We start from the raw sequence: 19636 nt of genomic DNA on the forward strand, positions 1-19636 counted from the left end.
GCCGACCTATGAGGAGCGCTTCAAATCCAAGCGCCAACCGTTCATGTTCATCCAGGGAAACCTCGACAGCACAGTGCCGCTGGAATCGATCCAAGCCGCTCTGGACCAGTACGAGGGTCCTAAAACCCTGCGGATTTTCGGGCAGAGCAACGAAGAGCCGGAGTTCGGGCACATCGATTTGCTCACCGGCGACGAGGCGCCGAACCACGTCTGGCCCGCGATGCTCGATTGGATGACCGACGTGCTCGATTCCTCAAGCTCGCAGGGCTGACATAGAAAAGGCCCCGTCCGCTAAGCCGGACGAGGCCCGTTATCAATCGCGTTAATACTACTTGCCGAAGATCGCCACCGAACAGACCGAGCCCGAGGGGAACCCGCCCAGGTTGTGGGTCAGGCCGACCTTCGGATCGCTGAGTTGCCGCTCGTCAGCCTTGCCCTGCAGCTGCTTGTAGACCTCGTAGATCATCCGCAGGCCCGATGCGCCGATCGGGTGGCCGAAGCACTTCAGTCCGCCGTCGATCTGGCAGGGGAGCTGGCCGTCGTGGTCGAAGAATCCGCTCTCAACGTCGTCGCGCGCTTTGCCCCGCGGCGAAATCTGTAGATCCTCGTAGGTCACCAGCTCGGTGATCGAGAAGCAGTCGTGGACCTCCATCAGGCTGACCTCATCGCGCGGCGACTTGATACCCGCCTCCTCGTAAGCGCGGATCGCTGCGCGGCAGGTGGTCTCGACGTGCGAACCGTCCCAGGAGTTGTGAGCCGCTTCCATCCCCGATGTGACCGCAATCTGCAGCGCCTTGACGTAAATCGGATCGGGTCGCAGGCTCTTGGCGATCTCGGGGGTGGTAATGATGGCGCAGGCTCCGCCGTCGGACACACCACAACAGTCGTAGAGACCCAGCGGATCGGCCACGATCGGCGCTTCCATTACTTGATCGATGCTCACCTCGCGGCGCAGGTGCGCCTTGGGATTGAGCGCGCCGTTATGGTGACTCTTGGACGAGATGTGGGCCAAAACTCTCTTGCCCTCCTCGCGGCTGAGCCCGTAGCGGTCGAAATAGCGCGTGGCCATCATCGCGAATCCGCCCGGGGCCGTGAGGTTGGGGAAGATGAAACGGTTGGTCGAGCCGGTGGCCGTACCGAAGTCCGGCAATCCGCCGTAGCCGGTGTCCTTGAGCTTCTCCACGCCCATCGCCAGAGCGATGTCGCAGGCCCCGGCCGCCACGGCGTAGGCCGCGGCGCGGAACGACTCGGTCCCCGAGGCGCAGAAGTTCTCAACGCGCGTGACCGGCTTGAAGTCGAGCTTGAGCGCCGTGGACAGCGGGATCGCGCTCTTGCCCACGTTGACCTCGTCGAAGCACGCGCCGAGCCATGCGGCGTCGATCTGCTTTTTCTCCAGGCCCGAGTCCTCGAGCGCCTCGATCATCGCGTCGACCATCAGGTCGGCCGGACCCTTGTTCCACAGTTCGCCGAAATTGGTGCATCCCATTCCGACGATCGCTACCTTGTCCCTAATTCCGCTTGCCATCGGTGCCTCCTCAGCCCAGCTCGGCCACGGGAACGGCCTTCCAGAAGTAGCCGTGAATCCCGCGCTGCTGATCGTAGTACTTGCGCCGGAAGCTCATTTTCACCTGTTGACCGACCTTGATCTTCTCGAGCAGGCAGTCGGTGAAATCCATCTGCGTACGACCGCCGCCCTCGAAGTCGACAATGCCGTAGACCGCGGGCGGATCGAAGCTGAAGGCCAGCATGTCGCCGGTGTAGGTAAAAATCGTGCCCGGTTTGTCCGAGAAGCGGTAGGGCTCCATCTGATCGATCGCACCGCACTCGGGATTAACGCAGATTCGTTGCGATGGGTACTGCGCCCAACCGCAGGCCTGACATTTGGTGCCCACCAGTCCCATCACCTGGCGTCGTTCGCGCCACAGCACGGACAGTGGAGTTGGTGCCTGGGTCTCACCGCGGATTCCCAGCTCCATGGGCACGATGTTCCGGAACACCGTGTATTTCTGGTAAGAGTTGAGGTCCTCTTTGAGCTGCAGGCAGCCCGAAACTCCCAGCGGTCCCTTGAAATCGGCGATGGCGTCGGTGCACTGGAAGAGCAGGGCGTCGGCCCCGTTGCCGTACCCCACGACGACCAGTTTATCTCCGGGCTTGGCCTGCTCCAGCGCTGCGATCAGCATCAACAGCGGGTGAGCGGAGCCGCTGTCCCCGACCTCGTCCATCAGCATCGACTGCACCTGCCCGCGTTCCAGCCCGAGCCGCTTGCCGATCGCGCGGTGTTCGCGCCCGAAGTGGCAGGGGTAGATCACCTTGGCCACGTCTTGTGGGTCGAAGGAGAACTTTTCGGCCAGCTTCTTGAGCGCCTTGGGGATCAGCTTGCTGTACCCCTCGTCGCGCATCCAGCGCTCTTCCCAGTTGCGGTCGAAGCGCGCTCCGCATTCGCGGATATGATCGGGGAAATCGGCGCTGATGCTCACCGAGCCCTTGAACTCGGCGATCACGTCGTGTGAGCCCACGCACAGGGCGGCCCCGGCGTCGCCAAAGAACATCTCCTGCAGGCTGCCCATCTTGCCCAGGCGGCTGTCGGCCGCTGCCACCAGCATGTTGCTGTTGGCGCCGGATTTGATCGCGTCGATCGCTCCGAGCAACGCGGAGGTCGAGGCGCGCAGGCTCGAACTGAAATCGGCCGTACGGCAGTTCTCGTTCAGGTCCAGCGCCGAGGCCGCAATCGCGGCGTTGAGCCGTTCGCTGTAGGGCAAAGTGGTCGAGGCCAGATATAGGCCGTCGATCGATTCGCGCGAAATTGCCGGAGCGGCGAGGCAGTCGATGGCAGCGGAGACCGCCATCGTGATGCTGTCCTCGTCGAAGTTCGCCACAGCCTTCTCACCCCCGGCAGCAGCCATTGTTACGGGATTGAACCAGCCCATGGCCATGAAGACCATCATCCGGTTCAATCTGTAGCGTGGCACGCACCCGCCATAGGACACAATGCCGATCATCAGGCAGTCCTCCCTGAGTAGAATTGAATTATTAGTTTTGTGAGGATTAAGCGCTGCCGTATCGTTGCTGCAGAATACGAAAAGGATTTGAACAGAAGCATCTGACTAATGCAAGGTGAGTCAAAGCGTTGCGCTTTGCGTACTTGACCTGCCTGGTGCCTGTGGCTAGTCTCAGCGCGAATCAGCCGACCACCGGAGAATACGCAAATGAAACTGACCTTGATCGGAGCCGGAGGCATCAGGACTCCGCTGTTCATCAGCTCCTTGCTCGGTCGTCCGCAACAGGCCGGAATCAGTGAGCTGATGCTCTACGACAACGATAAATCCCGTATGCCCTTGATGCGGCGGATGGGGGCGCGGCTGATCCAGCGTTCCGGTGCCGGGCTCAAACTAAAGTCGACCCACAGCCTGTCCCAGGCCGTTGACGGCGCCTCGCTGGTGATCACCACGATCCGCGTGGGCAAAGAACTGGGACGGACCGCCGATGAGCGGATCGCGATGCGCCTGGGGCTGTTGGCCCAGGAGACTACTGGCCTGTGCGGATTCAGCTTTGCCGCGCGCTCGATTCCGGCCCTGCTCGAGATTGCAAAGCAGGTCGCCAAGCGCGCGCCCCGCTGCTGGCTGGTGAACTTCACCAATCCCGCGGGACTGGTGACCCAGGCGATGCACGACGCGGGATTCAACCGTTCGGTGGGTGTCTGTGACAGCGCGTCGGCTCTGGCGCGCCACGTTGCCAACGAGCGCGGCCTGGGTTTGGACGATATCGAGCTGGGCGTAATCGGCCTGAATCATCTGAGCTTTGTCACCCAGGCCCGGCTCAACGGGCGAAGCATCCTCGGCGCGCTGGTGCGCGACAGCGGCTTCCTGCGCCGCAACTACGGCGTGTTTCAGCCGACGAAAATCACCGACCTCGGGGCGATTCCCAACGAGTACCTCTATTACTTTTGGCGGCACGCCCACGCGATGCAGGTTCAGTCCCGTAAAAAACAAACCCGCGGCGATCAGGTGCTGGAGCTGACCAACCGTTTTCTCGAGGCTGCGGGAAAGTGCCGCAACGCCGAGGAGCTGCTCGAGGCTCACGAACAGATGATCGCCTCGCGCGAATCGAGCTACATGAGCGCCGCCTGGGGCAAGGGACGCCAACGCCCCACGGATGCGCTGTCCAATGAGGGCTACGCCGGTGTAGCGCTGAACTTCCTCAACGCATTGCACGCTGAGCAGCCCCGTCGGATGGTGCTGATCCTGCCCAACCACAGCGGCGCCCTTGACCTGCCGCGTAGCGACACCATCGAAAGCTCGTGTGTGGTCGGCCCGGAAGGCCCGCGAGCGATACCGGTCAAACGTCCCGCCCCGTCGGCTGTCGCGCTGTTGCGTCGGATCAAGACCTTCGAGAGCCTCTCCAGCCGCGCGATCATCACCCGCGATAAACGCGCCGCGCTCGAAGCGCTTTCGATCCACCCGTTGATCGGCCCCAAGCAGGCCCAACGCGCCCTGTCCGCACTGCTTAAGGAGCACGCCGAGTATGTCGGCAACTGGAGCTAAGCTCGACGTCCTGGTCCTGGGACTCGACCCGATCTACCTCGACCTGATATTCAGCGGGCTCGAAGGTGTGCCGCAACCTGGCGAGGAAATCTTTGCAAAAAGTTTCCAGCTGCTGCCCGGCGGAGTGTTCAACATCGCCGGATGCCTGGGCAAACTCGGGGTCGACGTTGCCCTGGCCGCCGACGTGGACCAGGGGTTGTTCGGCGACTTCATGCTGCGCGAGCTGCAGCGCGTCGGCGTGCGCATTGATGCGATTCGCCGTCTCGAGCTGGGCGGCACGGCGCTGACCGTCAGCTACAGCCTGGGCAATGAGCGGGCGTTTCTGTCGTACAAGGATCCGTCTCCCCAGCGACGCGACGTCCGACTGCTGTGCGAGCAGCACAAACCGCGGATCATGATCATCCCCGGATTCCCGTTTCAGGCTTTCGAGCCCGAGGTGCTCGATCCGTTGTGCTCGGTCGCAATGCAAGATGATTACAGCGTGCTGATCGACTCCTGCCATTGCGAGGCGAGTCTGGAGCAGCCCGAGGTCGCACGCCTGGTCTCTTTGGCCGATGTGTTTTTCTGCAACCAGGCCGAGTGCCTGCGGATCACCGGCGAGGACGAATGGCAGGCGGGCGCCGACCGTTTACTGAGTTTCACCGATGCCGTGGTGATCAAGCTCGGCGAGCAGGGGGCCGCGTTTGTCAGCCACGACGAATCATTTATCGAATCGGCTCCGCAGGTCGAGGTCAAGGATACAACCGGCGCAGGCGACTGTTTCGTGGCAACCTACGCCTTCGGACTATTACAGGGGATGTCTGATCGCGATTGCCTGCGTATGGCCGTGCTTCAGGGCACGGCCTCGGTACGCGGGGCAGGCGGCACGACCACGTTGATGGGACGCGAGGAGTTGATCGAGGCGCTGAAACGATCCGACTAATCGGGGGAGCAATGGGCGCGAGTCACGGCCGGCGGATCGTAATTGTCTTGCTGATCTTGTGCGGCATGGCTGCCCACGGCTGTCAGTGCAACGATGATCCCAATATTGCAAAACCCAATGCCGCATCCATTCCCGATAGGCCGACGTTGAATCTGGTCCAGCTCGCCACGCCCGTTGAAATCCCGCGCAAGATCACCGTAGCAGTCGATCTATCGACTCCCAGCGCGTTGAAACGACTGGACTACGAGCTGGTCTGGGACGGCGACGTGCTGCAATACCTCGACAGCCGGCCCGAGGAGTCTCTAGGCCGCGACGTAAGCTTCGTAGCGCTGGCCGCAACGGAGGATGAAGGCCGGCTGCAGCTCTCCCAGGCCTGGATCAACGACAATGCAGCTCCGGGAAGCAACCTGCGGCTGTGCAATGTAAGTTTCACAGTCCGGGCTCCCGCCGGTCTGGAGACCGGAATCATGCTCGACAAGATCAAGGTCCGTGGCGTTCGTGGAGAGATCGACGCCGCGCAGCCCGCCGGCCTGGTATTGAGGATCGAGTGATCGGGCCACGCAACGCCCCGGCGCTGCTGTGTCTGATCCTGCTGGTTTTCGCCCTCGGATGCTCCCCTGACCATGCCGCCCTCAGCCCGCGGGTCTATCGCTTCGAGCGGATGCAGCTGGGCACCCAGGTACAGATCAGTCTGGTCGCTCCCACGGCCGACGTTGCCGACATTGCCGCGGATGCGGCCTTTGCCCAGATCGATCGCATCGAGGCCCGGCTGTCTGATTACCGGCCGGACTCCGAGATCTCGCAAATCAACAGTGCAGCGGGGCGGGACTGGGTCGTGGTCTCCGATGAGACCTTCAAACTTATCGAGCTTGCCAATCAGATCTCGCAACGTTCAAACGGCGCCTTTGATCTTTCATTCAAGGGACTGGGGCTGTGGAGCTTCGGCCGCGACAATGCCCGGCCGCCCGACCCGGCGCAGATCGCGCAACGCCTGCCGCTGATCGACTTTCGACTGATCGAGCTCGATCCCCAACGCAGGGCCGTGCGCCTGGCAACTCCGGGCGCGGCGATCAGCCTAGGGGGGATGGCCAAGGGTTACGCTGTGCACCGCGCCGTCGAGGTTCTGCGCAGCCACGGCATTGACGCGGCGATTGTCAACGCCGGCGGCGATCTCTACGCATTGGGCGAGAAACCCGCCGGACCCTGGAGCGTCGGAGTTCAGCACCCGCGCGAGATCGGAAAGCTGCTGGCAACCATCGAGCCGCACGATGCCGCGGTGGTCACCTCCGGCGATTACGAGCGATTTTTCATCTATCAGGGCAAGCGCTATCATCATATAATCGATCCACGGACCGGATGGCCCGCCGATGGCTGCATGTCGGTTACGATAATCGCGCTCGATCCGACCCTGGCCGACGCCCTGGCCACGGCCGTGTTCGTGCTCGGCCCGGAACAGGGGATGGAGCTGATTGAATCGATGCCCGATGTCGAGGTGCTGATCGTGGACAACGCAGGTTCGGTGACATCGAGTTCCGGCGCCGCCGCACTGGGCCTGAAGCTGGTCCGATGAACATCTCCAAGACCGTAATCTATATCCTGATCGCGCTGTTGCTAGGTCTGCTGTTCTACCTGTTCTGCGGTGACTACGGACTATGGACCTACGTCAAGCTCAACAACGAGCTGGAACAGATCAATACCGAGAACCAGGAGCTGTCGCGCGCCAACCAGGAACTGTCCGAACAGATCAAGATGCTCACCGAGGATGTGCGCGCCATCGAACAGGCGATCCGCCAGGAGCTGGGATACGTCAAGGACGGTGAGATCGTGGTTTTTTTCGAGGACGATGACGATCAGCGCGACGAGCGAACGCCCGCCGACGATTCGGGAACCGATCCTTGATGACCTGGTTGCAATCGGCCCTCAGCGGCGCATGGCGTTTTCTGCGGCGCAACTACGCGATGCTCTATTCGGCGGCCCTGCTGCTGATGATCGTCTTGGGCGTAATCGGCGGACCCAATTCGCGGCTGATCGATATCGAGCTGTGGAAGCTCGGGGTGATCTTCTGCGGCGCGCTGTTGCTGATCTTCAAACTGTTGCGTTACTTCCGCCGCGAGACGCGCTCGACCTTCGACACCCTGGAGATCGGCATCCTCAGCGTGGCCGTGGTCAATTCGATTATCCAGAGTTCCGGCGGCGTGTCCGGCCAGCTCTACCCGATCAACTACATGCTGGTCGTTTTGATCGTCGCCTTTTCCACGATTCCGATCGGGCTGCTGTTCTCGGCGATTCTGGCCGCGACTGAGCTTGGGCAGAAGCTGTATTTGGGAATCGAGCCGATCGAAATGTTGCAGGTGCTATATCACTTCTGCTTCATGCTGCTGTTTTGTCTGGGATTGGGAATCTTCCTCAAACTCGAGCGCGACCAGGTCAAACGAGCCCAGGCCGTCCTGGCCAAACTACGACATGACGCGGTGGATCTGGCCTCGCGCGCCGGAACCCACGACGAGCTGGCCTCGCTCAGCCGCGACGCCAAGGATCGCAGCACGGTGCGCAAGGTATTCTCCCTGGACGAGGAGCTGTACACAGTACTGACGATCGCCCAGCGGGTCTTCGGCGCGTACAGTGCGGTACTGCTGCTGCTCGACCCTGACAGCCGCTACCTGCGCGTGCGGATGCAGATCAGCGGTTCCAAGCACGTGTGCGACGTGGAGTCGATCAAGCTTTCGCAGACAGCCCTGAACTGGGTAATCAAACACGGCACCCACCTGGCGCTGCCCACGATCCGCGACTCCGACCAATTGGGCTACTACAAACGGCGCGAGCGCGTGCGTTCGGTGCTCGCCGCGCCGGTGCTCCGGCTCGAATCGCCGACCGGCGTACTGGTCGTGGACAGCCTCGAGGAATCGTCTTTTGACCGCCGCGACGGGCGCGTGCTGGGCAGCTTCGCTCAACTGATCTCGCAGTCGATCGAGCAATCCCGGCTCAACGCGGAGCTCGAGGCCGAAAAGAGCGAGTTCGCGGCGTTCTTCAAGGTCAGCCAGGGTCTCACCAGCAGCCTCGAACTATCGAACCTGGGCAGGATCGTACTCGAATCGGCGCAGAGCATTCTGGACTACGGCTCGGGTTTGATGGTGTTGCTCGAATCGGACGGCAAGCAAGCCTGGATCGAATCGACCCGTGGCAGATTCGCCGATGAGTTGGCCGATAAAAAGTTCGATCTCCGCGAGGGCCTCGTCGGATGGTCGATCACCAACCGCAGATTCCTGGCCTATGCCGACATCCGGGAGTGGGAGCGTTCGCTGAAAAAGAGCAGACGTCGACCGCTGCTCTCCAACAATCTAAAACTGCGCGACGTGGGCAGCTTGCTGTGTATCCCGCTGTTGCACCTGGACCGCGGCATCGGCGCAATTGTCCTTGCCTGGCGCAAGCCGCGCTCGTTCTCCGACTTCGAACAGAAGATCATGCGCGTGTTCGCCGACCAGTGCACACAGGCGCTGGTAAACGCGCGGATGTACCTGCGTATGGAGCAGATGGCCACCACCGACGGATTGACCAACCTGGCCAACCATCGCATCTTCCAGGAGTTCCTCGTGCGGGAGCTGGCACGGGCCGAACGCATGCCCACGCAGATCAGCCTGGTAATGGTCGATATCGACCACTTCAAACTGGTCAACGATACTTACGGTCACCCGGCGGGAGACGAGGTTCTGCGCAGGCTCGCGGCGCTGCTGGGCTCCTCGGTTCGTCGGATCGATCTCGCTGCGCGCTACGGCGGCGAGGAGTTCGCGATCGTACTGCTGAACACCAACGCCGAGGGAACGATCAAGTTCAGCGATCGTTTGCGCAAGGCGGTCGCCAACATGCGCATCCCCTTTGAACAAAAGACGCTGAAGATAACAATCAGCGTGGGGATCGCCTGCTATCCCGACGATGCACTGACCAAGCCGGATCTGATCGAGATGGCCGACAATGCGCTGTATTTTTCAAAGAACAATGGACGCAATCGTGTAACCCACATCCGCGATCTTTCCGCAAAGGACGACTGAGGCGCCCAGTGAGACATACAACCGTTGATTCCCGGCCGTTCGACGTGGTCTGCCTGGGCTACAACTCGGTCGACCTGATCTGCTGCATCGAGCGCTTTGTGGAACACGGCAAGAAAACACAGATGACCGCGTTGCATAAACAGGGCGGCGGACAGGCTGCGACCGCCGCGGTTGCAGTGCAGCGCCTGGGCTTTAGGGCGCGCTATTTGGGAAAATTCGGCGGCGACGAGCTCGGCTGCTTCAGCCGGCAGACCCTGATCGACCTTGGCATCGAAACCCAGGGCTGCGTGCACGCCGCGCCGCATGTAGCGAACCAACTGGCGATCGTGCTCGTCGACGAGCTCAGCGGCGAACGCACCATCGCCTATCACCGGTCTCGGGAGTTGGAGCTGCTGCCCGGCGAACTTCAGCGCGAACACGTAACATCGGGCCGAATGCTGCTGTGCGATTCGCACCAGATCCCGGCCCTGTTCGAGTCTGTGGGCTGGGCACGTGAGGCGGGCATGTGCGTGGTGCTCGATGCCGAGCGCACGCCGCCGGGGATCGAGCGGCTGCTCGAGCTCGTGGATTACATCGTCTCGGACAGCAGCTTCGTTTGCACCATCACCGGCATCGACGATAAACGCCGGGCGCTGGCCCAGCTGGCGCGCATGCACGGCAAGGGCAATCCCGTGGTGATGACCGACGGCCGCAACGGCTCGTTGGCATGGCACGAGGGGCGGATCGTCGAAGCGGCGGGCTTTGATGTAAAGGTTTGCGACACTACCGGCGCGGGGGACGTGTTCCACGCGGCATTTGTCTGCGGACTGCTGCACGGCTACGACCTGCCGCGCCTGCTGACGTTCTGCAACGCGGCGGCAGCGCTCAAATCGACGCGGCTGGGCGGCAGGGACGGGATTCCCGACCGCGAGACCCTGCTGCGTTTCATCGCGGACAACGGCAGATAATAGAAAAACAGCCCCGGCAGTAATGCCGAGGCTGTCGATGACTTGGTCTTTGAATTTGGTTCGCGTTATTTAGCGACCGGCTCGATCACCTCGAAAGCGAAGTTGTCCGGATCGCTGATCGCGCCGCAGTTGTCCTCGAGCTGAACGTTGACAGCGTGGTCGCCCACGGCCAGTCCGCTGGGGCCCGCGTCATCGCCGATATACAGCTTGACGAAGTCGTCCACGCAGGGGAAGCCGTCGGCCACGTCCTCGGCGGTCAACGCGATCGTGCTCCAATCGCCGCCGTCAAGCTGCACCCAGATCTGACCATCGACCAGGTTGCACTCCAGATCTGCGTAAACAGTGCCGAAATCGAACGCGTCGTCAGTGTCGATCACCAGCGGCGTAGTCGTGGTCTCGGTATCGTTGATCCAGAAGCGGAACTCGAGAATTCCCGGAGGGGAGTTGTCCGTGCAGTCGTCGTCATCGTCGTCGTCGATCGGAGGATTGGTATCGTCATCGTCATCGTCGCCCTCGTCACAGGCGACCGTTGCAAACAGCATCATTGCGGCAACGATCGATACGGCTAAGATCAGCCAGAATTTGCTCTTCATCATTTTTCTCCAACATTAAGTGGTGGATTGTTGTAAGCAAAATACAATAAACCGTAAAACCTCCGCAAGGGAATTATCTTGGGGTTAAACGGCTCAATCCTTGTCTTCGCCGGAATCCTGTGATTCTTCGTCGACCACGCTCCACATATCGTCTTCCTGAACTATCTCGCCCGGCGACAGATCCCAGGTATCTTTTGACATCTTCACTTCCTCATGCTCTTGAGGAGAAGCAAGAAGCTTCATCACCTGTTCGTAGATCTCTTTCTTCGGAATCCGGTGTTTCTCGAACACCATGTCGACTGCCTGGCGGACGGTCGGGGCTTTGCGCACGGCCTCGATGATATCGTTGTGAACGTCGGACACTGTGAGCGGTCTGTCCTCAAGCTTGATCGTGCGCGGCACCGTGGCGAGCCTGATGATCCAGCGGACGATCACCAGTACGCAGCACAAGCAGAAAAGCGCGATGGTCACCGGAAGCTCATAGGGCTCCAGGCTGTAGATGTGCTGCGGCGAAAACAGGTGGTAAGCCAGCGATGCAATTGCCAACATCAGCGTCGACAGGGCTAGTTTCAGCAAATTTCCAACTCACTGTATTGTGTCTGGTCTTTATTACCAGTCAGCGGCTTGTCGGGTCAATCCAAGATAATCGTTAAGCAATGGGCTTGCCAGCATCAATCACCGGTCTATATTGTTTGACGATGCTATATAGATCGATTTCTATCCTGGCGACGCTGTTGGCGCTGATAATGATCCCGGCCTGTTCGTCGCGCGATCAACGAAGCCTCAAACGATTCGCGGACGAGCAATCGGCCCTGGTGGTGATCGTTCCGCAGACGCTGGAGGTCTCGCAAGTGATCGACGTCGGTGTGGCTGCGGACGCGCTGCACCGGCGGATCGACTACGATTCCAGACGATTCATTGAGATCTTCGTCGCCGAGATGTTGCAGGCATCCGATGTTCCCGCTCACGAGCGCAGCGAGGATCAACAGGACGCGCCGACCCTCCGGCCCTACGACGGTCCGCCGATCGAGTCGACTATTGACCGCGATCAGTACTTGTCGCTGCTCTCGCGCAACCGCGCCGTGGCGCTGGTCGAACCCCTGGAAGGGGACGAGTTCCAGCGGCTGTGGGAAGAACCGCAAGATGTTCCACGCGGCGGCGAGCTGTTGTACGACGAGCAGGCCAGGGTACCCGGCCCGAACCTGGCGCCGCGGGTCTACCGCATCAAACACCGTCCGCGTTCCCAGCGCGGCAGGCTCGGGCTGTATTGCGTGGAGCTGATCCGCGACAACGATTCCAGCCGGGTCTACCGCGGACTGGCCCTGGACAAGCTGACGCAGCGCGGCCGATCGGGATTCGTCGTGGTGGCGGACGTTCTGAAGCTCGAGCTGGTCTGTGGCCCGCAAGGCTGCGATCTACGCTACTGCGTTGCGGCAATGGCGCTGGACGTGGAACACGGCTCGCTGTTGGCCTTCCAGGTCATCCGCGGTTCGGCGCAGGGCGATCCGAGTCTGCCTGGGCCGGGCCTGCGTCAGATCGACACAGTGCAGGCGGCCATGGCCGGACCGCTGCAAAACTCGTTGGACCTGCTCGCCCAGCGCTGCTCCGCCAAGTCCGCGGCCGTGGTCGGCCTGCTCGACGAAGAGGACATGAAATCATTGGCGCGGCTGTGGGCGTTCGAGAATCTCAACCAGCTTGAACAGCTCGGCCCGCCGGGCAGCCGGGAGATGAATTGAACCATCGGGGCGCCGGGACGCTGATCATCGCATTGCTGATCGTCTGCCTGCTGTGCGGCCCGGCGTGGGCCAAGCTGATCGACAAGATCGTGGCCACGGTCGATTCCGAGGTGATCACGCTCAGCGACCTGATCCGCCTCCGTAAGATCGTCGAGCGTACGCAAAACAGCCTGCTCCAGATCGACGTCGTGCTCGAACAGGGAACGCTCAAGGGAGTGCTCGACGAACTGGTGATCCTCACTTTGGTCTATCGCCAGGCGGTGAAGCTCAACCTGACCGATTACGACGAACAGCAGCTGCAAAGTGACTTCGAGCACTTCAAAGATGGCTTCGCCGATCAGCAGCAATTCGAGCAATTCATCTACAGCAACGGCTGGCGGACCCAGGAAGATCTGCTGGAGGTCTTTAAACGCTACATCGTAGCCCAAAACTTCGTGGCCAAACGCGTCAACCTACAGGTGGAACTGCGGCTGAACAGCTACTACGAGGAGAACAAGGAAGATCTGTACGGCGGAGCGTTGCTTAACCAGATCGAGGACCGAGTGCGCAAGGATCTGTACAACGAGGAACTCAAGCGCTGGTGGGAGGAACTGACGCGCAATGCGCAGGTCAAAATCATGCCCACGCCTCTTTAATAGCGTCGAGAAATCGAGGGGGACTCGATGAAGAAATTAATCGTTATCCTGGTGATCCTGGCGTTCATCTTCGCACTGCTCGCAGCGATACGGCAGCTTCCCGAGCCGGTTCAGACCTACGTCGACCAGAAATTGGAGCAGTGGTTCCCGGCCAAGGACAAGCTCGAGAATCAGCGCGATAACTACCTCGATCAGGCACAGGAAGCGTCCGACTAACCCTCAGCGTCAGACGTGTCTGCCGGAGCCCCGGCTCCTGCGGCCAACATCAGCAGCAGCGCCAGAGCATAGGCCGCGGCGGACAACCACAACGTGCCGGTGAAACCGTAGAGCTTGTTGGTCAGCAGAGCGACCGAGGTGGCCACTGCGCCTGCCGATCCGTTGAGACCGAAAGCCATCGCCGACAGCCGCGGCCCGCTGCTCTTTGCCAGCATGTTCAGACAGATCGGCAGCGGCATGCCCATAAAGAATCCGATTGACCCGACGATCAAGGCCGAGACTACGATGCGTAGGCTCAGCGGCAGGAAGATCAGCGCGCGCAACAGCCCGGGGACGGCGTATGCGCAAAACAGGATCGCCGCCAAGATCGCCACGAACGCCAGCGCCGCCTTGCGGCCGTGGAAACTTCCGCCGAACAGGCTGCCCAGTCCGGAGGCGAAAAGCATCACGCCCAAAACGACCAGCACGGCCCAGATCGGCGAATCCAGGAACATCTGGAAGCGCTGGATCAACACGATCTCGGTCAGCAGGTAGCCCAACCCGAGGGCCATGGCGTAGAGCATCAGCACTCCGGCGCGGCCGGGATTGCGCACACGCTTACGCGCAAACAGGCCGACTCCGAGTAACAGCGCCGGCAGCACGCCGAGCAACAGGGCGAAGATCGCCACCCTGCGAATCACCCGCCAATGCTCATCTCGCGCCTTGAACACGTCGTAGGGAAACGGCTTCTCGTCCGTGATCAGCGACATATTGTGTGTCGTGGGCGGAGCCAGCTTCGCCAGGCCGATTCCGCTGACCGCCGCCTCGTAAACCGACCCTGTATGGAACCCAGGGAACGCCGACCAGCGCACCCGCCGGGCAGGGGAGTTGTGCATGCGCCAGCTTTTGTCGAGCCAGGCCAGTTCCTCGTCGGTGAACGGCGTCTTTTTAATTAGAATTGAGACGTACTTACTGCCAGCGATCCAGGTATAGACCAGGATCTGTCGCGACAGGTCCTGGGCGCCGAAACGATCGGTCAGCACGCGTCCCGCAGTGAGAACGATCCGCGCGATGCCGTACGGCGCCTTTTCCGACAGCGCACGCTCCTCAAGCACAATCACCCCGCGGTCGTTCATGTGATCGAAGTAGCTGCTAAACGCCTCATAGGTGTGCAAATATTCCGGCGGTCCGACGTCGCCCACAGTGCGAATGCGGTGGGTGTTGAGCATGGTGATCATGTCGAAAGACCGCTTGCTGTCGGCCAGATATGCGCGGGCGTCCATTGCGCGGATTTCCATGTCGTCGTAGGCATGGCCGCTGACGTCTCCGTCATAGATCTCGGTCATCAGTTTGACGATCGCCGGGTTGATCTCAACGCCGACCACGCGGCCGTTGGTTCCGGCGGCAATTTTAGCCGGCTTGGTGATACCCTCGGCGGCCGGACCGACGATCATCACGTCCTTGGGCTCGTACAGGGTATGGCCCGGATCGCTGATAGCCCGCAGCGTCGGCCAATGGCGACTCAGTGCCGCCGATAGTCCGGAGTCCAACACCCGCAACGCGCGAGACGGCGGCGAGAGATCGAAACGTTCCGGGATCATGGCGCGCCGCACCCGCTGGTCCGGATCCATTACGTGCATCAGGCCCACGGGCAGCCGCCGATCATGACGATGCCTGGCGGGCAGGTTGCGGGTGAAATGATCGTTGGGGTATCCGTTGTAATACACAACGTAGCGCGAGCGGCGCTTGACCACATCCACGCGCTCGATCAGGCTGCCCAATCCGCGCTTATAGACCGTCTCGTCGGAGGGTTGAGATCTCCTCTCGCGCGCCAAACGGCTATAGATCTTGTTGCGGTCCTCGGGATTCTCCCGCACCTGCTGCGCCACGTTGAGCCAATCGAATCGCTGGTTGGTGATGATCCCGAAAATCGCCATGCCGGCGATCAGCCCGGCCACGATCTGTGCGGCGATCAGCAGTCGTAGGCTGGCCTTGGTTCTGTTGGTGATCATCAATGCGATAAACGCGCCGATGCTCACCAGCAGCAGCACACTGCCTTCCTCGCGCAGCAACGGCAGGCACAGCGTCGTGGCCGCCACGCCCAGGGCGGCGCCGACCAAATCCGCAAAGTAGACCTTGTGGCACGGATGAAGCGTGAGCTGAATCGAGATGATCAGGCTGCCCAGAATGAACGGCGATGCCAACGCCAGCTCGATCAGCGCCGTGCGCGACGGGAAGAGCATGATCAGCGCCAGGCTGGCCAGAACCGAGACTGGCATAGCCCATCCGGCGGTGACCGCGACCTGCATCGCATTGCGCGAGGGGACTATCGAGGCCACGATTCCGCCCAGCCCGATCCCCAGCAGCGCCATGGAGATCACCTGGCAGGCTTGCAGGTAATTTACGGTGAAAGTTATCAGCTGAAAAAAGACGGTCTCGAACAGCAGCATCCATAGCGCGCACAGCGCGACAATGGTCAGCGTCTTCCTGTCCACAGCCGTGTTAAATTGTTCCACAAAAGGCTCTTTCAATGCTTTTCCTTCAAGCCATTGCGCCAAGTTGTGGAAGAGTATCAAGGAGCCCCAAACGGGGCAACAATCCAAAGCGTTTACACGTTTTCTTCATATTTCGCTCTATACATTAAGTGCGGCCCTTGCTTATAATACGTGCTTGGCGCTATTTCCCGATGCAATGGAATAATAAGTATTTTAACTTAAGCGCGGCCGTTAATCGCGGGCGTCAAGTCGGCGAAGAACTCTTAGGAAGATAATGGCACCTCAATACGCCAAGCTACTGATCGTTGACCACAACGCCGAAGCGCTGAACGAGATTTTTCGCTACCTCAGTGCCAAGGGATACGATGTCGAGGTCGAGTTCTCGGGTCGCAAAGTCATCGACAGCTTCAGACGCACTCCACCGCACGTCGCAGTGATCAGCATGCTCACCGCCGACCTCAACGGAATGGACATCTGCCGCACGATGCGCGAGGACCCGTATTACAAGGACGTGCCGATCATCCTGCTGTTCGACATGCGTCGCAGCCCCAAATTCATCCGCGAGGTGATGGACAAGGCCGACGCCGCAAGCTACCTGGAAAAACCGTTCGATATGACTACCCTGGAAAAGGCGATCGAAAATCTGTTGGACGATTCGCTGATACCGCAAGAGCCGGCGTCTCTGGTCGAGATCGACGCTAACGGATCGGATAAATCAGCTTCGGCTGTCAAGAAACCCGAGCCTTCCCCGCCAACGCCCCGACCGGCCGCACGAGATCTTCCGCAGGTTATTCCGTCGATCGGCACCACTGATTCGGCAAACCTGCCGCAGATCCTGTTGGCGATATTCCAGCAGAAGATCGATTGCGTGGCCACCATCGAGACCGGCAACAACGGACTGTGGAAGCTCGAGTTCGAGCAGGGCGTGCCCACGTTGATCCTCTCGCCGTTCATCGAGGAGATGAGTACCGGTCGGCTGCTGCGCGATCGCGAGTTGATCGACCTGGACGACCTGGATCAGTTGCGCAAGAAAGCCCTTGTCCACGAACGACCGCTGGGCGAGGTGCTGATCGAGTCGGGATTAATCACGCCCCACGAGCTGCACGAGGTGCTGTTGGATCAACTTGTGCGCAAGCTCGCGGCCGTGCTCAAGCTCAACCTGAGCAGCTACCAGATCGAACTCGCCAACGTCTCCACCACCGCGCAGATCGCAGCGTCGGAATATATCGTGCTGCTGCTCAAGCAGGTTCGCGAAGCCTACGGCCTGGAAAAATTGGAACCGTTGCTCTACGAACATCGCCGACTGCGTGTGATCAACAACGTCGAACAGGCGAACGTAGAAATTAAAATCGCGATCAACATCGGCAGCGGCGGCAGAAAGCTGCTCGAACTGTGCAACGGCAAACGTACGCTGGGCGACCTAATGGCCGGCAGCAGCATGGGACTGGTCGATACATTCAAACTACTCTACCTGTTGCTGATAACCGGCATGATCCGCCTCAAGGGCATCGCCGCCGGTCCGGGTAAAGTCGACTTCAATGCGAGCTATATCTCGACCCGACCGTCTATTGACCAGCCGCCTGCGGCCGCGGACCCGGTCCCGACCCCGAGCGTTGAAGATCCTCCGAGCAGCCAAGGCGCCGCGTTGCGCGGGACGAACCGGCAGGCGTTCCAGACCGAGGTCTCCGGAAGCCGAAGCGGGGAAATCGTCGGTCTGAATCTGCCTCGGGAGTTGATGCGTATCCACCACCATCAACCTACCGGACGTTTGGGCGTCAACGGCCGGGACGATACGCTGGTGCTCGAAGTGCACGATGGAAAGCCGCTGAAAGTCACCTCGGAGGGCGCGGTCGTGCCCTGCCTGGGTGAAATCATGATCGATCAGGGATGGATCGACGAGCAGCAGCGCGACAATGCGCTGATCCAGGCCGCAGACGAGGGCCGGAAACTGGGCGAGGTATTATTAATCAACGGTCTGGTTAAGCCGCACCAGGTGTTCGAGGCTTTGCAAATCCAGATCGAAAAAGGGATGACGAAACTGCTGGCGATCACCGAGGGGAACTGGGAGTTCGCGCCCGTGACCCTCGAGCAGGATCCGGCTTTACAGTTCCAACTGACCCTGCCGCAAGCGATCGCCGATTGGATGCTCAACCTGGCCCAACAGCGCACCTTGGCTCAACTGATCTCTCGCTTCAGAGACAGCAGACCGCGTCTTTACAAAGAAGCGACGATCCCTCTGGACAGCCTGCTGCGTACGGCCGCGCAGCGCTCTTGTCTGCGCTCGTTCAACGGACGCAGCAGCGTTGCCGAGCTGCTCAGCGGCACGCCCGAACACGACCGCACGATCTCCGCTGTAATTCTGCTGGGAATCACGATCGAAGCCTTACAAATTTAGACAAGCGGGGCAGCCGTCCGGCCGCCGTAAATCATTTAATCAAAATCAGCTGACCCAGGACCTCTGCGGGCACAGTGCGGCTCGAGCCGTTGAGCTCGAGGTTGAGCATTGCCTTGGAGTAGACGCGGATGTAGGCCGGATCCGCGACAAAGGTGCGCACGATCGCCGCGGTCACCGGGTTGAGCTTTTCCAGTACCTCCATGCGGTTGACGATGTAATCCCCGCTGACCGTGAAGTCCATCTGCAATCCCTCGCCCACCGCGCGTACAGTGATCCGCCGGGGCAGCAGTCTGCCGGTGTACGGCTCCTTTGCAAAATCGCTGCGAATCAATTTCACCCGGTTGGTGGCCGCCAGGTAACGGCCGTCCTCGCAGATCAGGACGAGGTAGATCGCCGCATCGTCGAAGTCCTCGTTGGCGTCGAACCCGAGCACGATAATATCCAAATCGCCCGCATGCACCTGGAAGGAGACCCAGCTGTCGGCAAAGGACGGTCCGAGCATCGTCTGCACCAGGTGATCCAACGAGCCCCAACCCGAGGCGTCGATCGGGCGCCCGTCGATGGTCAACGTCCCCTCGATCCGCGAGTCCGGCGCCGGCCAGCAGATCCGCATCGTCTTGCCGTTTCGCAGGGACATGCGGCCGTCGCCGGCTGAAAAACCAGGGCCGCGCGAGGTGATCTCCAGATCGCAGGATACGCGCTCGCCGTTGATCTTCAGCCGATAGTGCGGGTGTTGCCCGCTGAGCAATACCGGGCCGAAGTGCAGGTCCAATTTGTCGCGTGAGGCGACCAACTGTTGCGAGTCGTACTCCTGGCTGTCGGTAACCGAGGTGCCGTCGGGCCCGATGATCGTCAGGCTGTATCCGGGAAAAAAGTTCGAGAATCCGGTGGAGCTGATGATCACCTGGGCGAAGATCATCGCGCCGTTGTCGCTGCGCATCATCAGCGTCCAGGTTTCGCCGTACTGCTTGCCCGGCTGCGGATCGTAGGCCGCATCCTTGGCCGGCAGACCCTTCGTAATATCGTCCGGTCCCAGGTTGTAGCTCGGCCCCGACTCGGCCGCCGCAGGCAGACCCGCGGCGATCACGGTAATCAGTAACAGTAGTGCGCCCAGCGATCTCATGGAGCGCG

18 protein-coding genes are annotated in these 19636 nt (G+C 60.8%); 12 read left to right on the plus strand and 6 right to left on the minus strand.

Going from position 1 to position 19636, the window contains the following annotated elements; genetic code table 11:
* Window positions 1-271, plus strand: a 271-nt coding sequence (locus tag P9M14_05265) for an alpha/beta hydrolase (GenBank protein MDP8255137.1), incomplete at its 5' end; no start/stop codon positions are given.
* Window positions 272-328: 57 nt separating this feature from the next.
* Here the strand turns inward: P9M14_05265 and P9M14_05270 are convergent.
* Together P9M14_05270 and P9M14_05275 are read right to left on the minus strand one after the other, a co-directional pair.
* Window positions 329-1525, minus strand: a complete 1197-nt coding sequence (locus P9M14_05270) for an acetyl-CoA acetyltransferase (protein MDP8255138.1) — start codon at window positions 1523-1525, stop codon at window positions 329-331.
* 10 nt (window positions 1526-1535) lie between these two features.
* Window positions 1536-2999: an OB-fold domain-containing protein gene (locus P9M14_05275; GenBank protein MDP8255139.1), complete on the minus strand. Its 1464-nt coding sequence runs from the start codon at window positions 2997-2999 to the stop codon at window positions 1536-1538.
* Between the two features lie 207 nt (window positions 3000-3206).
* Between P9M14_05275 and P9M14_05280 the strand changes: the two genes are divergently transcribed.
* The 7 genes from P9M14_05280 to P9M14_05310 are packed head-to-tail and all read left to right on the plus strand — an operon-like array spanning window position 3207 to window position 10456.
* Window positions 3207-4541 carry a hypothetical protein gene (locus tag P9M14_05280; GenBank protein ID MDP8255140.1) on the plus strand — a complete coding sequence of 445 codons (1335 nt, stop codon included), beginning with the start codon at window positions 3207-3209 and terminating at the stop codon, window positions 4539-4541.
* The gene (locus P9M14_05285; GenBank protein MDP8255141.1) at window positions 4522-5463 is read left to right on the plus strand and encodes a carbohydrate kinase family protein; all 942 of its coding nucleotides are present in this window, start codon (window positions 4522-4524) and stop codon (window positions 5461-5463) included. Before P9M14_05280 ends, P9M14_05285 begins: the two co-directional genes overlap by 20 nt.
* Before the next feature lie 11 nt (window positions 5464-5474).
* Window positions 5475-6014 (plus strand): hypothetical protein, encoded by a 540-nt coding sequence (locus P9M14_05290; protein MDP8255142.1) that lies wholly within the window; start codon window positions 5475-5477, stop codon window positions 6012-6014.
* Complete coding sequence (locus P9M14_05295) at window positions 6011-7033, plus strand: FAD:protein FMN transferase (protein ID MDP8255143.1); 1023 nt, start codon at window positions 6011-6013, stop codon at window positions 7031-7033. The genes P9M14_05290 and P9M14_05295 overlap by 4 nt, the downstream gene beginning before the upstream one ends.
* Complete coding sequence (locus P9M14_05300) at window positions 7030-7362, plus strand: septum formation initiator family protein (GenBank protein MDP8255144.1); 333 nt, start codon at window positions 7030-7032, stop codon at window positions 7360-7362. Before P9M14_05295 ends, P9M14_05300 begins: the two co-directional genes overlap by 4 nt.
* On the plus strand, window positions 7362-9509 hold the full coding sequence (locus P9M14_05305) for a diguanylate cyclase (GenBank protein ID MDP8255145.1): 2148 nt from the start codon (window positions 7362-7364) through the stop codon (window positions 9507-9509). The genes P9M14_05300 and P9M14_05305 overlap by 1 nt, the downstream gene beginning before the upstream one ends.
* A gap of 8 nt (window positions 9510-9517) precedes the next feature.
* Window positions 9518-10456 (plus strand): carbohydrate kinase family protein, encoded by a 939-nt coding sequence (locus P9M14_05310; GenBank protein MDP8255146.1) that lies wholly within the window; start codon window positions 9518-9520, stop codon window positions 10454-10456.
* A 65-nt stretch (window positions 10457-10521) separates the two neighbouring features.
* Here the strand turns inward: P9M14_05310 and P9M14_05315 are convergent, their stop codons facing one another.
* A complete protein-coding gene (locus P9M14_05315; protein ID MDP8255147.1) occupies window positions 10522-11049 on the minus strand; it encodes a hypothetical protein in 528 nt (175 codons plus the stop codon).
* Between the two features lie 93 nt (window positions 11050-11142).
* Window positions 11143-11625, minus strand: coding sequence for a hypothetical protein (locus tag P9M14_05320; GenBank protein ID MDP8255148.1), 483 nt, complete (start codon window positions 11623-11625; stop codon window positions 11143-11145).
* Window positions 11626-11783: 158 nt separating this feature from the next.
* Between P9M14_05320 and P9M14_05325 the strand changes: the two genes are divergently transcribed.
* From P9M14_05325 to P9M14_05335, 3 genes are read left to right on the plus strand one after another with little or no spacing between them, the layout of a single operon-like run.
* On the plus strand, window positions 11784-12785 hold the full coding sequence (locus P9M14_05325) for a hypothetical protein (protein ID MDP8255149.1): 1002 nt from the start codon (window positions 11784-11786) through the stop codon (window positions 12783-12785).
* Window positions 12782-13420 (plus strand): SurA N-terminal domain-containing protein, encoded by a 639-nt coding sequence (locus P9M14_05330; GenBank protein MDP8255150.1) that lies wholly within the window; start codon window positions 12782-12784, stop codon window positions 13418-13420. Before P9M14_05325 ends, P9M14_05330 begins: the two co-directional genes overlap by 4 nt.
* Before the next feature lie 27 nt (window positions 13421-13447).
* Window positions 13448-13636: a hypothetical protein gene (locus P9M14_05335; GenBank protein MDP8255151.1), complete on the plus strand. Its 189-nt coding sequence runs from the start codon at window positions 13448-13450 to the stop codon at window positions 13634-13636.
* Here the strand turns inward: P9M14_05335 and P9M14_05340 are convergent.
* The gene (locus P9M14_05340; GenBank protein ID MDP8255152.1) at window positions 13633-16131 is read right to left on the minus strand and encodes a hypothetical protein; all 2499 of its coding nucleotides are present in this window, start codon (window positions 16129-16131) and stop codon (window positions 13633-13635) included. The two genes, P9M14_05335 and P9M14_05340, sit on opposite strands and share 4 nt — an antisense overlap.
* Window positions 16132-16384: 253 nt before the next feature.
* On the opposite strand from P9M14_05340, the gene P9M14_05345 reads away from it, so the two are divergent.
* Window positions 16385-18505, plus strand: coding sequence for a response regulator (locus P9M14_05345; GenBank protein MDP8255153.1), 2121 nt, complete (start codon window positions 16385-16387; stop codon window positions 18503-18505).
* 31 nt (window positions 18506-18536) lie between these two features.
* On the opposite strand, the gene P9M14_05350 is transcribed toward P9M14_05345, so the two are convergent.
* Window positions 18537-19628, minus strand: coding sequence for a hypothetical protein (locus P9M14_05350; GenBank protein ID MDP8255154.1), 1092 nt, complete (start codon window positions 19626-19628; stop codon window positions 18537-18539).
* Between the last annotated feature and the right edge of the window lie 8 nt (window positions 19629-19636).

The organism is Candidatus Alcyoniella australis (genome assembly GCA_030765605.1).
Classification (GTDB): domain Bacteria; phylum Lernaellota; class Lernaellaia; order JAVCCG01; family Alcyoniellaceae; genus Alcyoniella; species Alcyoniella australis.

What these genes read in the sequence shown, in the direction of transcription:
- P9M14_05270 (MDP8255138.1), bottom strand. Translation starts at nt 1,525, where the DNA reads ATGGCAAGCGGAATTAGGGACAAGGTAGCGATCGTCGGAATGGGATGC.
- P9M14_05275 (MDP8255139.1), bottom strand. Translation starts at nt 2,999, where the DNA reads ATGATCGGCATTGTGTCCTATGGCGGGTGCGTGCCACGCTACAGATTG.
- P9M14_05280 (MDP8255140.1), top strand. Translation starts at nt 3,207, where the DNA reads ATGAAACTGACCTTGATCGGAGCCGGAGGCATCAGGACTCCGCTGTTC.
- P9M14_05285 (MDP8255141.1), top strand. Translation starts at nt 4,522, where the DNA reads ATGTCGGCAACTGGAGCTAAGCTCGACGTCCTGGTCCTGGGACTCGAC.
- P9M14_05290 (MDP8255142.1), top strand. Translation starts at nt 5,475, where the DNA reads ATGGGCGCGAGTCACGGCCGGCGGATCGTAATTGTCTTGCTGATCTTG.
- P9M14_05300 (MDP8255144.1), top strand. Translation starts at nt 7,030, where the DNA reads ATGAACATCTCCAAGACCGTAATCTATATCCTGATCGCGCTGTTGCTA.
- P9M14_05305 (MDP8255145.1), top strand. Translation starts at nt 7,362, where the DNA reads ATGACCTGGTTGCAATCGGCCCTCAGCGGCGCATGGCGTTTTCTGCGG.
- P9M14_05315 (MDP8255147.1), bottom strand. Translation starts at nt 11,049, where the DNA reads ATGAAGAGCAAATTCTGGCTGATCTTAGCCGTATCGATCGTTGCCGCA.
- P9M14_05335 (MDP8255151.1), top strand. Translation starts at nt 13,448, where the DNA reads ATGAAGAAATTAATCGTTATCCTGGTGATCCTGGCGTTCATCTTCGCA.
- P9M14_05345 (MDP8255153.1), top strand. Translation starts at nt 16,385, where the DNA reads ATGGCACCTCAATACGCCAAGCTACTGATCGTTGACCACAACGCCGAA.
- P9M14_05350 (MDP8255154.1), bottom strand. Translation starts at nt 19,628, where the DNA reads ATGAGATCGCTGGGCGCACTACTGTTACTGATTACCGTGATCGCCGCG.